Source organism: Micromonospora marina (assembly GCF_900091565.1).
Lineage (GTDB): Bacteria > Actinomycetota > Actinomycetes > Mycobacteriales > Micromonosporaceae > Micromonospora > Micromonospora marina.
Window position 1 is genome coordinate 99,752 of sequence record NZ_FMCV01000016.1, and the last position, 12,659, is coordinate 112,410.

The following is a 12,659-nucleotide window of genomic DNA, read 5'->3' on the forward strand; positions in this document are numbered from 1 at the left end:
GCGTGACCCGCCGCACCGGCACCGACCCCCGGCGTGCGGAGCCGACTCCCGCGCCGGGGGATGGCCGGCGTACGTGGTGGTCACCCGGTCTGCGGATCATGGTGGCCGACACCTTCCTCATGGGCCTCGGCTTCTACGCCCTGGTGCCGCTGCTGGCATACCACCTCCTGCACGACCTCGGCCTCAGCATCGCACTCACCGGGCTGCTCGCCGGCGTACGGTCGGCCAGCCAGCAGGGCATGATGCTCTGGTCCGGCATGCTCGCCGACCGGTTCGGTCACCGGCGCGCGATCTGCCTGGGCGTGCTTCTGCGCGCCGCCGGGTTCGCCGCGTTCGGCGTCGTCGACGCCGTGCCCGGGCTCGTGGTGGCCTCGGTCCTGGCCGGCCTCGGCGGCTCACTGTTCCACCCGGCCAGCTACGCCCTGTACGCCGAACTGACACCCGCGCCACACCGCACCCGCGCCTACGCCGTGCGGGAGATGGCCAGCAACGCCGCCTTCGTTCTCGGACCGGCCCTCGGCGGCGTCCTGGCCGCCACAAACTTTCCCGCCCTGTGCTTCGTCGCGGCCGGCCTGTTCGTGCTCGCCGGGGCGATCACCTGGCTGGGGCTGCGCCCGGACCGCGCCAACGCCGGCACCTCGGACCGGATGTCGTCCCTGCACCGGCTGCGTACGGTCGCCCGGGACCGCCAGTTCCGCCGGTTCGTCCTGGTCAGCGCCGCCGCGTGGGCGCTGTTCAGCCAGCTCTACCTGGCGGTGCCGGTCCGCGTGGGGCAGGTCCTACCGGGAACGACGTCACTGGGACTCGTCTACAGCGTCGCGGCGATCGTCATGGTCGTGGCGACCGTTCCGCTGACCCGGCTCGCCGAACGGTATCTCCGTACCGGTCAGACGCTCGCCGCGGGCACGGGCGCGCTCGCCGTCGGCCTGTGGCTGCTGGGCGTGCTGCCGGGGCCGGCCGGGGTGGTCACCGGTGTCGTCGTGTTCACCCTGGGACAGGTCCTGCTACTGCCCACCCTGAACGGCACCGTCTCGCGACTTGCCCCGGCGGGTGCGGTGGCGTCGTACTTCGGTGCCAACGGTCTGGTGCTGTCGCTCGGTGGGCTGGTCGGCAACCTCGGCGGCGGGTGGCTGCTCGACCTCGGCGGCGGTCTCGCGCAGTGGGTGCCGTGGACTGTCTTCGCCGCGTGGGGCCTGGCAACCGCAGGCGTGTACCTGCTCGTGCTGCGCGCGCCCGAACCCGTCGAGGCAGCCGCGTCGCCGGTCGGACGCACCGCTGAGGCGGCTTCAGACCAACGCGGGTGACAGTCTGCTCGTCGGGTTCGGGCCGCGGGCGGTGCCCCGCCGCCCCGGCCTGTCGATCAGTCTGAGGCGAGGATCGCGTACAGGTCCGAGTCACGCCAACCGTCGCGAACGAACGCGGTGCCGCGCATCCGTCCCTCGTAGCGCATGCCGATCTTGAGGAGCACGGCGGCCGAGGCCACGTTGCGTGGATCGCAGGTGGCGAAGACGCGGTGGCGCCCGTGGTCCTCGAAGCCCATCCGCACCAGCTCCCGCGCCGCGGCGGTAGCTATTCCCTGCCCCCACCGTCGTGGATGCACCACGTACGCGATCTCACCGGTGCTGCGGCCGCGCAGCCTGAGTTCGGCGCTGCCCACCAGTTCACCGTCGACGAGCACCCCGAAGACCAGCCGCTCGGGCCGCGCCGCCACCGCTTCCCGCACGTATGCCTGCGTCTGCTCGTACGTGTTGGGACCCCACACCTGGTAGCGGCACGCCTCCGGCAGACACGCCCAGCGGTGCACGGCGGCGGTGTCGTCGAGCGTGAGCGGGCGAAGGGCGAGCGTCACGGCACCATGATAGACCCGGACGGTGTTCATGATCTCGTGGTCGGGACGCCGAGGACCGTCTGGCGTCGTACTGTGTGCGGATGGCAGGGCAGACGCCTCTGGTGGGCCGCCGGTCGGAACTGCGGAAACTGCTCGACCTCGTGCGGGCGGCTCCGGCGGTGGTGCGCGTCGAGGGAGAAGCCGGGGTGGGGAAGACGCGGCTGTTGCAGGAACTGCGTACGCAGCCGGGCTTGCACGGTCGCACCTGGCTCACCGGGTCCGGGCAGCCGCTGCGGGAGCCGCTTCCGCTGGCACCGGTGATCGATGCCGTCCTGTCCGGCGACGGTGCGCCGTGGAGCACCGATCCGGTGCTCGGGGCGCTGGTCCCGATGCTGCCCGAACTGGGGGCGCGGTTGCCGCCCGCGCTGCCGCCACTCGGTGACCTGCGGGCTGAACGCCACCGGGTGTACCGGGCGTTGCGCCATGCGTTGGCCGCCGCGGGTTCCGTCGTGCTGGTGCTGGACGACCTGCACTGGGTGGACGACGTGACCGCCGACTTTCTGCGCTTCCTCGCCGGGCATCTGCCCGCCGGGCTGTCGGTGGTGCTCGCCCGCCGGCCGGCGGCGGCCGATCTGCCGGGGGGCCGGCTCCGGCTCGAGCCGCTGGATCTCGACGAGACGGTCGAGATGGTCCGCGCGATGGTCCGTGACCGGCCGCCCGCACGCGCCGCGGCGACGCTGCTGCGCCGCACCGGGGGAGTGCCGTTCGCGATCGAGGAGGTCGTCCGGGCGGCGGTGGAGCACGGCGCGTTGTGGGAAGGGCTCGACGGCGGACTGGTGCCGGACGGGTACGCCGAGGCGATCGCCCGGCGGTTGGAGCGCCTCGACGAGGTCTCCCGGCAGGTCATGTTCGCCGCCTGTGTGCTGGGTGCCCCGGTAGGCGGGGTCGACCTGCTCACCGTCGCCGGAGTGCCGCTCACCGACGGTGAGGGCGCGTTGGACAGGTTGATCGCTGCGGAGCTGCTGCGCGAGAGCGGTGGGAGGTACCACTGCCGCCACGAACTGGCAGAGCGGGCGGTGCTGCGGGCGATGGGCCCGGCCCGGGCTCAGCGGCTGCACCGGCGCGCGGCGGAGGTACTGCTCACAGCGGCCACGCCGCCGCACCGCCGGGTGGCCGACCATCTGCGCGCGGCCGGCGACACGACGGGCTGGCGGAAGTACGCGGAACTGGCGGCGGACCGGGCCGTCGAGGTCGGTGACACGGGCGGCGCGGTCGACCTGCTGAGCGATCTTCTCGCCGCCGCCGACGACCCGCGGGAACGGCACCGCCTCGCGGTGAAGCTGGGCCGGGTCGCGCTCGACGGCGTGGACGTGACCGCGACCGTGGCCCTGCTGCGTGACCTGCTCACCATCGCCGATCTGCCCCAGTCGATCCGCGGTGAACTGCGGTCGGAGCTGGGTCTGCTCCTGCTCAACCAGACGGGCAGTCCGACCGAGGGTTACCTCGAGCTCGCGCGGGCCGCGGCGGAGCTGCGCGGACCGCGGCCCGACCTGGCCGCGCGGGTGATGTCGTCACTGGCCAACGTGCACGCCGGGCAACAGCACATCGACGTCCACCTGCGATGGTTGGCCGAGGCGGAGGGGCTGTCCGGCGCGATCACCGACGAACGGGCGCGGGTGGCCTTCCAGGTCAACCGGGTGACCACCCTGATGACCCGCGGCGAACCGGACGCCTGGCAGCAGGCCGCGTGGATCTTCGACGAGCCCGCCGACGCGGAGATCGGCAGACACTGCACCCGTGGATGTCTCAACCTGGCCGACGCCGCCGGATGGCTCGGTCACTACGACCGGGCCGCCCGCTTGCTGGAGCACGGGCGCGGACTGGACTCGACCTCCAGCTACGTGGTGGAGTTGCTCCAGGTCGCGTCGGTGCTGCTGGACTGGCTCGGGGGGCGGTGGACGGGGTTACGACCGCGCGCGGGGGAGATGGCCGTCCGCTACGCCTCGCTACCGCGTATCGCCGCGGAGTGTCGTCTGATCGCGGGGGCGTTGGCCGCCGAGCAGGGCGACGTCGCCGACGCGTTCCCCCTGCTGCGGATGGCGGTGGCGGACGGGCCGCCACCGGTGGTGGCGACCGCGTACGCGCTGATCGCCGAACTGCGACACCGCAGGCAGGTCCGGTCCGGAGTGGTGAGCGGCATCGAAAGCGCGTTACGGGTCGTCCGGTCGACCGGCATGTGGGTGTGGGCGGCCGAGGTGACGCCGGTCGCGGTCGAGTTGTTGTGCGCGGTGGACCGGTACGCCGCCGCACGCGAGGCGATCGAGGAGCATCGGGCCGGGGTGCGCGGACTGGACTGCCCGGCCGCAGCCGGCGCGCTGGCGTTGTCCGAGGCGATGCTGGCGCACGAGCGCGGCGAGTGGGACGCCGCCGAGGTGGGCTACCGGGAGGCCGCCCTGCTCGTCGGGGACCGGCCGCAGTGGCTGGCGCGGACCCTCCAACGGAGGGCGGAGGCCATGTTCGCCGTCGGGCACGACGGTGTCGAGCCGTTGCGCGACGCGGAGCGGTTGTTCACCGGGATGGGCGCGACGGTTCGTGCTCAACGGTGCCGAGACGCGCTGCGCGAGCGCCACGCGCTACCGGCGCCGAGGCGGGGGAGGCCGGGGTACGGGGAGAAGTTGTCTCCGCGTGAGCGGGAGGCCGCGCGGCTGGCGGCCCAGGGGCGGACCAACCGGCAGATCGCGTCCAGTCTCGGGGTGTCGGTACGCACGGTGGAGCAGCACGTCGCTCGTGCCCTGCACAAGCTTCGAGTGGGGTCGCGGACGGAACTGGCGGCGGTGCTCGGGCCGTCCGAGGTGGATGGACCGAGCACCGCCGCGCCCTGAGCCGCTACAAGGTGATGGACCAGCGGTCGAGGTACCCGGTGTCGCCGTACCCGCTGTCGCGGATCCAGAGGTTCCAGGTGCCCCCGGCCTGCTCACCGGAGACCGGCACGGTGTAGGTCGCCGTGCCGGGGAACGGGTGGCAGACGTAACCGCCGTACTGGTGCAGGGCGTACCACCGGCCCGACGGCGAGAGCAGATAGATGTCGAGGTCCTCGACACAGGTGTGTTGTGCCGTGACCTCGACCCGTACCGAACTGGTGGTGGCACCGGTCGCGGTGGAGCTGACCGGGCTGTACAGGGACTGGTAGTCCTGGATCGGGAAGTTGGTGTCGTTGGCGAAGGTCCGCGCGCCACCGGTGCCGTCCGCGGTGCGGACGGTGAGCGATCCGCTCGCCGCCGACACGTTCCCGGCGGCATCGCGGGCCCGGACGGTGATCTGGTAGCTGGTCGCCGGGGTCAGGCCGGTGAGCGTCGCGGTGGTGCCGGCGGTGCTCGTGGCGAGGGTGGCGCCGCGGTACACGTCGTACCCGGTGACCCCGACATTGTCGGTCGACGCGTTCCAGGCCAGCGACACGCTCGTCGAGGTGACGCCGGTGGTCCGCAGGTTTCCTGGCACGCTGGGCGCCTGGGTGTCACCGCCACCGCCACCGCCACCGGTGTACAGGGTGAGGTTCCACTTGCGCAGCGCCTCGTTGACCGGCTGGAACAGCGACTGGTCCGGCAGGTTGCCCGGCGAGCAGCTGGAGTAGCCACCGGAGTGCAGTCCGACCGCCCTGGTCCCGGCCAGCCACGCGCCACCGGAGTCACCCGGCAGCGAGCAGGCGGTGGTGAACGACACCCCGTCGATCGGCCCGCTGGCGTAGTTGATCGTCTGGTTCACGGAGGTGACCCGGCCGCACTGCCAGCCCGTCGTCACACCCGAGTGGCACACGATCTGGTTCACCAGTGGCTCGGTGCTGCCGGTCACCGTGACCGGGGCGCTGCCGTAGGTGTTGACGGACGCGGACAACGCCCAAGCCGGCTCGGTCACCGCGACGACACCCATGTCCCCCTCGCGGGAGAACACGCTCCGGGTGCCGCCGGTGTTCGACGTCCCGATCCGGTTCTGCTGGCCGGCGGCGCCGTACGCGGGCTGGTTCGGCTGAGTGGTGCAGTGCCCGGCGGTGAGGAAGTGCTTGCCGCCGGAGCCGTCGACCGCGGGGAAGCCGACCGAGCAGTTGCCCAGGGTTCCGGGGAACCACGGGTTGCCCGGCCGGATCTCGCCCCCTTGCGGGCTCGGCGAACCGGCCGACTCACGTACCCGGACGCCCAGGGCCTTGGCGCGGACCAGGAACGCGTGGGTGGCGGCGGTGGTCCTGGTGGTGTCGACGCGCACGAGCACGTCGTTGCCCTCGGGGTCGACACCCCAGCCGATGACGCCGGGGACGTTGTCGGCGAGGTCACCGATCTTGCCGACGAGCCGGTCGAGGTCCGCCCGGCTCCGGCTTACCATCCGCGGTTCGGCGCCGGCAGCGCGGATCCGGGTGGCCGCAGCCGGGTCGGTGACCGCTACGACCACGGCACCGCTCTTCGCGTCCAGCCAGACTCCCGCGCCCCGCTCGGGCAACCGCTCGACGGTCCGCTGGGCGGCATCCTGCTTGGCCAGCGCGGTCCGGGCCTCGGCACGGGACATCTTCAGGTCGCGGCTGATCGAGGCGATCAGGTCGTCGTCGGCCGCGGCGGCCGCGGGAGCGCTCAGGCCGGCGATGCCCAGGGCGAGAACCGCGATCACCGGTACGCTTCGGCGCCTCATCGGGTCGCCGCCTGGTGGGTGACGCGGACATCGTCCACGCCCGCTTCGACGAGGCTGCCACCGGAGACATCCCCGGCCTCGACGAGGATCCGTACCGAGTTCCCCGTCCACGGGGTGAGGTCGACCGTGGCAGCCGTCCAGACCGCGGAGGTGTTCGACGAACTGGTCTTCTTCTCGAACACCGTCGTCGAGCCGGTCCCGGAGACCACCCGGACCCGCAGGAAGTCCGCGCCGGCCGAGTTGTACAGCCACCCGAGATACCAGGACAGTGTCAGTTTCGCGGTGCCTCCGGCCGGGATCTGGATGGGCGGCGAACTCGCCGACGTGATCCCGCCGTCGATGTCGCCGTCACCCGCCGAGGCTCCCGGCGCGGCGCCGCTGACCAGGGCACGTATCCCGCTCACCGTGTTTCCCGGCTGCAACGTGTAGCCGTTCCAGGAGGTGGCGCCCGGGTCGCCCACCTCGAATCGACCGCTCGTGGCGGTGTCGGTCCCGGCGGGGTTCAGCGTCCAGGTCCCGCTCTCGAAATCGGTGGCGTAGACGGTGGTGCCGGGACCGGGGCCGGGGTCGCTGCCGGAGACCGCACGCAGGGCGTTGGCGATCCCCTCACCGAAGTGCGAGTTCCGCGTGAGCGTTCCGGTGCAGCGACTGTCCCCGGACGGGCAGGGCGTGTCGATGGCCTGGGAGAGCAGCATCGAGCGCAGTTGGTCGGGGCTGGCACTCGGGTTCGCCGAGGCCAGCAGCGCCACCACGCCCGCCGCGTGCGGCGACGAGGCGGACGTACCGCTGAACGTCGTGTACCCGTTGTTCAGGTCGGTGGTGTTGATCATCCCGTTCCCGTCGCCACCCGGCGCCGTCAGTTCGACGGTGTTGAGCCCGTAGTTCGAGTAGTAGGCCAACTCCTTGCGGGTGGTCGTCGCCGTCACCGAGATCGCGTTCGGCAGGTCGCCGGGCAGGAACAGCCCCTGCTCGGTGTCGAGGTTGGTCGAGAAGTTGCCGGCCGCGGCGACGGTGACCGTACCGCGGCCGTGGGCGTAGTCGACCGCGCGCCGTACCGCCTCGATCACCGCGTCCTGGTCGAGGTTCGTCGGGTGGTTGAACGTGTAGGGGTCGACGTAGTAGCTGTTGTTCGTCACCGTGAAGCCACGCGCCGCGGACCACATCAGCCCGCAGATGACGTTCTCCGGGTACATGTAGCCGGTCGGCTCCATCACCTTGACGGCGGCGATCCGCACGTTCGGCGCGACACCGACGACGCCGCGCCCGTTCCGGGCCGCCGCGATGATGCCGGCGACCGACGTCCCGTGTCCGGCGGCGGGCGCGTACGCGTCCGGCTCCCAGGCGCCCGGTGTGGTGTTCGTCTTTCCGTACAGGCAGGACACCGAATTGGCGGCGTCGAAGTTGGCGCGCAGGTCGTCGTGCGTCCCCTGCACACCGGTGTCCAGTACACCGACGGTGACGGACCGGCTGCCCGGGTTGATGTCCCAGGCCCGGTCGGCGCCCATCATCGACATGTTCCAGTCGACCGGTTCCAGGGGCGCCGCGATGGACGATCCCATCTGCGGTTCCAGGTACCGCCGAGCGGTCGAACCCTGGGCGGGGACGTCGGTGTCCCGTGACTGCCCCACCTTCTGCACCCCGCTCACCGCGCGCATCCGGGTAGCGAAGTCCGTGGCTGTGGAGTGCGCCACGATGACGCCGATCTCGGCGTGCCTGTTCTGGACCGTGCCGCCCTGGGCGACCACCGCCTGCGCGACGGTGCTGGTGGAAGCGGGTGTCGTGAGCACCAGGTAGGCGCGGACGCCCTGCGGTTGGGCGATGGCCGGGGCGATGCCGGAGACGCCGGCTATACCCGCACCGAGCGCGAGCACGCACAGCGCTCGGAAGGGCCCGATCCGGGCCCGATTTCGTGTCATGGCAGGGACCTCTCCTCGATGAAACACTCGTTCATCTGCCTGCGATGGTTGCTATTCGTTCATGTCGATTTCAATCCGCGTTAACACGCAAGAAATTCACGCCCCACGGAGAAAAGGCGGGCCGGTGGGCGCGTGATCCCGCGAAGCGGTGGTGGCGGGACTGCGTACTCGCCGCGGCGCCGTGGTGGGCGGTGGCTCCTCTGGTGGATCTGCGGGCGTAACCAGAGATCGGTGGGACGCGTTGGTGGTGGTGACCGTGAAGGGAGGTGAGGCAAAGGATGGGCGGCATGCGAGGAGAGCTTCGGTGAAGAGCGTGTCCCTCACGGACGACGGGAGCACATCCTCCGCGGAGGGCGGGCCCGGAGCGGGGACGGCGACCCGCCCGAGTCGACTCACCTCATGGATCGCCTCGGCCCTCGTCGGACGAGTGGTCAGTGCGCTGGTGCCGCTACTGCTCGTGCCCGTCGTCCTCTCGAACATCGGAGTCGATCTCTACGGGCTGTGGATGGCGGTGGTGGCCGTCACCGGCATGGCGGCCTTCGCCGATCTCGGGCTCGGCAACGGTCTCCTCACCCGGCTGGCGCCCTGCTACGCCAGCGGTGACACGACTCAGGCCCGGCGGTACGTGTCCAGTGCGTACGCGATGGTGTCGGCGATCGCGCTGACCGGGTGCGCCCTGCTCTGGCTCGTCTCGGACGCCGTGCCCTGGCGGGCGCTGTTCAACGTCTCGCAGTCGGCCCCGCTCGACGACGTGCGGGCCATCAGCCTGGTCGGTCTGACGGCGTTCCTGCTGAACGTGCCGCTCTCCCTGATCGGCCGGGTGCAGTACGCCTGGCAGATGGGGGTGCGGAGCAACATCTGGCAGGCCGTCGGGTCGGCCGTGTCGCTGCCGCTGACGATCGGGGCGGTGCAGGCCGGTCTCAGCGCCCCGTGGGTCGTCGCGGCCGCGGTGTCCGGCCCGGTACTGGGCAACGTCGTCAACACCTGCTGGGCCTTCGCCCGGGAGCTGCGACCCCTTCGCCCCGGCCTGACCGCTCTCGACCCCGATGCCGTACGGGAACTGCTGCGCATCGGGGGCCTCTTCGGCGTCGTCACGATCCTGATGACCCTCGCGGACAACGCCGACAACCTGATCATCGCGCACACGCGCGGCCTGGCCGACGTGACTGCCTACGCCGTGCCGGCCAAGCTCTTCACCCAACTCGGGATGATCGTCGTGTTGATCAATCAGCCGTTCTGGCCGGCGCACGGCACGGCCCTGGCACTGGGGCGGGTCACCTGGGTCCGCCGGACGGCACGCCGCATGACCCTGATCTCCGTCGCGGTGGTCCTGATACCGGCCACGGCACTGGTCGCGTGCGGGGAGCGGCTCTTCGTCGCCTGGCTGTCCGCGCCGTACGGCGACCGCTGGCTGCTGCTGGGCCTGGCGGCGTGGTGGTTGACGATGGCGGCCGTGTCGCCCGTGTTCATGGTGCAGAACGCGGCCGGAGTGATCGGCCCGCAGTTGGTCGGTTACGTCGCGTACCTCGTGCTGTCGGTGATCGGCAAGTGGTGCGCCGCCCGGTGGCTCGGCATCGCCGCGGTGCCGTACGTCGCCACCATCTGTTTCCTGCTGACAGCCGCTCCCGCGGCGATCCACGGTTACCGACGGACGCTGGCCCGAGCGGCTCGCGCCGGAGAGACACGAGAGGTGAGACGAGTTGGCGTCCCGTCCTGATGCCGTGCCACGAGTCCTGGTGGTGGGCCACATGCCCTTCGACCGGACCACCGGTACGACGATCACGCTGTCCAACCTGTTCCACGGCTGGCCGAAGGACCGCCTGGCGCAGGTCTACACGGCCTCGGCCGAACCGTCGGACGAGGTGTGCGATCGCTACCTGCACTTTCCGCCCCGGGAGCACTACCTCCCGCCGCAGTACTACACGCTGCGCATGCTGGGATGGAACGGCAGCAGCCCGCTACAGGGCATCCGGGCGGTCACGGCGGTACGCAACGCCGCCGACCGGCGCCCACTCGTCGCCACCGCGTACGCCCACCTGGTCGCGCTGGCCGACCTCAGCCCGTTGCACCTGCCGCCGAAGGTGGTGCGCTGGATGCAGGAGTTCCGGCCCGACGTGGTCTACTCCATGCTCGGCAGCGTTCGGCTGGCCCGGCTCACGGTCCGGGCGGCCCGAGCGTGCGCGGTGCCCGTCGTGCCCCACTTCACCGACGACTGGCCCGCGACCCTGTACCCCCACGGCGAACTGGGCGGCATCGCCGACCGTGCGGTGCGTTCGGCGGTCCGGCAGGTGATCGGACGCGCTCCGGCCGGCATGACCATCAGCGACTCGATGGCCGACGAGTACCAGCGTCGGTACGGCATCCCCTTCGACGTCTTCACGAACTCGGTGGATCCGGAGTTCTTCGCCGCGCCGATGTCGCCACGACCCGCCGACTCGGGCCAGTCGGCGACCAACCTCGTCTACGTGGGTGCCCTGCACCTGGGCCGCTGGCGCTCACTGCGGAACCTTGCGGACAGCGTCCAGGCGATCAGCGCGTCTGCCTCGCCGGTGCGACTCACCCTGCACTGCCCGGCTGCCGATGTCGAGCGCTACCGGTCCGCCTTCGTGGCCCACCCCGCCGTGCACTTCGGGCGGTCACTGGACAGTCACGAGGTGCCGGGTGTGCTCGCGGGGGCGGACATCCTGGTGCACGTCGAGAGCTTCGCCGAGGACACCCGGCGGTACACGCGATACTCGGTCTCGACGAAGATCCCGCAGTATCTGGCCGCCGGGCGCCCGATCCTCGGCCACGGGCCGGCCGAACTCGCCTCGATGGCGTACATCCGTGCGGCGGGCGCCGGAGTCGTCGTAGGCCAGCAGGATCCGGACGTGCTGACCGAACAGTTGTGGAAGCTCTGCCTCGACACCTCGTCGTGGCACCAGTACGGGGCGAACGGACGAGCGCACGCCGAGCGCCACCACCGCCGGGAACGGGTGGCGGCGCGGTTCGCCGAGGCGCTCGGCGCCGCCGCGCGGGCCGGACGGCAGCAGGGGCGATCGTGAGCCGCCGCGATGACTGGGTGGCGTGCGTCGGCCCGATCGCGTTCCCGTGGGGGGAACCGGGATCACGGCGTGTCTTCGGGCTCGTCGCCTCCCTGGCAGCCGCCGGCCGGAACGTCGTGGTCGCCAGCGGTGACCCCGGCCCGCGGCTACCGGTGCCCCTGCATGTCGACGGCGCCGGTTCGGTGTGCCACGTCGGCCTGGGCGAGGCCCCGCCGTCCGGGGCCGGTCCGCTGCGCGCCTCCGCCCGGATGTTCCTCACCTGGGGACGACGCACCGTTCGCTGGCTCGACGAGCAGCCGACGAAACCGTCCCACGTGCTCCTCCACGGAGGACAGGCCCAGTACGCCCATCGACTGTTGCGCTGGTGTCACCGCAACGGGGTGCCGCTGGTCGCGGATGTGGTCGACTGGTACAACGGACGATACGTCCGGGGCGGCGTGCTGGGGCCGTTGAACATCAGCATGCAGACGGCCCTGCGGCACCACTATCCGCGCTGTGACGCCGTCATCGCGATCAGCAGCCTGCTGGAACGGCACTACCTCTCCCGGGTGGGCGCCGTGATTCGCATCCCGCCGACCACCGACGTTCAGCACACGCCGGTGGGCCCGCCGCGCACCTGCCGGGGGCCCGCGCTGACGCTCGTCTACGCCGGCAGCCCCGGCCGCAACAACAAGGACCTGCTGGCGACCGTGATGACCGCCGTCGGCAAGGCGAACAGCGCGGACGTGCGCGTCGAACTGCGGATCATCGGCCCCTCGGCGGACGAGGTGCGGTCGATGGCGGGCGGGCCGGTGCCGGAAGGCGTGCGGGTCATGGGCCGGATGGCGCAGCGGCAGGTACCGGCGGCGCTGCGCGAGGCCGACTTCACCGTGTTGCTGCGTCGCCCCGAACGCGCCTCCGACGCGGGTTTCTCGACGAAGTTCTGCGAGAGCCTCGCCAACGGGGTGCCCGTGCTCGCCAACCTGACCAGCGACATGGGCAGCTACCTCCGTGACGGGGTGGAAGGGCTGGTCTGCCCCGACTACTCGGTGACGGGGCTGATGCGCACGGTCCAGCGGGCGGCCCGGCTGACCGACCGGGATTTGACCATGATGCGGTTGGCAGCCCGCGAGCAGGCGCTGAAGTCGTTCGACTACCGCATGTACGCCGACAGCCTCGACGCCTTCTTCGACGCGGTACGTCGCTGAACTCCCGCGT

Annotated in this window: 8 protein-coding genes; 5 read left to right on the top strand and 3 right to left on the bottom strand. The window is 71.6% G+C overall.

Annotated features, from left to right (window positions below; genetic code table 11):
* Positions 1 to 2 precede the first annotated feature (2 nt).
* Positions 3 to 1,304: an MDR family MFS transporter gene (locus tag GA0070215_RS18725; protein WP_141708217.1), complete on the top strand. Its 1,302-nt coding sequence runs from the start codon at positions 3 to 5 to the stop codon at positions 1,302 to 1,304.
* A 56-nt stretch (positions 1,305 to 1,360) separates the two neighbouring features.
* Here the strand turns inward: GA0070215_RS18725 and GA0070215_RS18730 are convergent, their stop codons facing one another.
* Positions 1,361 to 1,849 carry a GNAT family N-acetyltransferase gene (locus tag GA0070215_RS18730; RefSeq protein WP_091048042.1) on the bottom strand — a complete coding sequence of 163 codons (489 nt, stop codon included), beginning with the start codon at positions 1,847 to 1,849 and terminating at the stop codon, positions 1,361 to 1,363.
* Between the two features lie 80 nt (positions 1,850 to 1,929).
* Between GA0070215_RS18730 and GA0070215_RS18735 the strand changes: the two genes are divergently transcribed.
* The gene (locus GA0070215_RS18735; protein ID WP_091047972.1) at positions 1,930 to 4,710 is read left to right on the top strand and encodes an ATP-binding protein; all 2,781 of its coding nucleotides are present in this window, start codon (positions 1,930 to 1,932) and stop codon (positions 4,708 to 4,710) included.
* 4 nt (positions 4,711 to 4,714) lie between these two features.
* On the opposite strand, the gene GA0070215_RS18740 is transcribed toward GA0070215_RS18735, so the two are convergent.
* Positions 4,715 to 6,502 carry a proprotein convertase P-domain-containing protein gene (locus GA0070215_RS18740; RefSeq protein ID WP_244167047.1) on the bottom strand — a complete coding sequence of 596 codons (1,788 nt, stop codon included), beginning with the start codon at positions 6,500 to 6,502 and terminating at the stop codon, positions 4,715 to 4,717.
* Positions 6,499 to 8,418 carry a S8 family peptidase gene (locus GA0070215_RS18745; protein WP_091047979.1) on the bottom strand — a complete coding sequence of 640 codons (1,920 nt, stop codon included), beginning with the start codon at positions 8,416 to 8,418 and terminating at the stop codon, positions 6,499 to 6,501. Before GA0070215_RS18745 ends, GA0070215_RS18740 begins: the two co-directional genes overlap by 4 nt.
* A 313-nt stretch (positions 8,419 to 8,731) precedes the next feature.
* On the opposite strand from GA0070215_RS18745, the gene GA0070215_RS18750 reads away from it, so the two are divergent.
* The 3 genes from GA0070215_RS18750 to GA0070215_RS18760 are packed head-to-tail and all read left to right on the top strand — an operon-like array spanning position 8,732 to position 12,649.
* Positions 8,732 to 10,135 carry an oligosaccharide flippase family protein gene (locus GA0070215_RS18750; protein WP_255327285.1) on the top strand — a complete coding sequence of 468 codons (1,404 nt, stop codon included), beginning with the start codon at positions 8,732 to 8,734 and terminating at the stop codon, positions 10,133 to 10,135.
* 31 nt (positions 10,136 to 10,166) lie between these two features.
* Complete coding sequence (locus GA0070215_RS18755) at positions 10,167 to 11,462, top strand: glycosyltransferase (RefSeq protein ID WP_141708219.1); 1,296 nt, start codon at positions 10,167 to 10,169, stop codon at positions 11,460 to 11,462.
* Positions 11,459 to 12,649 (top strand): glycosyltransferase, encoded by a 1,191-nt coding sequence (locus tag GA0070215_RS18760; RefSeq protein ID WP_091047983.1) that lies wholly within the window; start codon positions 11,459 to 11,461, stop codon positions 12,647 to 12,649. Before GA0070215_RS18755 ends, GA0070215_RS18760 begins: the two co-directional genes overlap by 4 nt.
* The last annotated feature ends 10 nt before the right edge of the window (positions 12,650 to 12,659 follow it).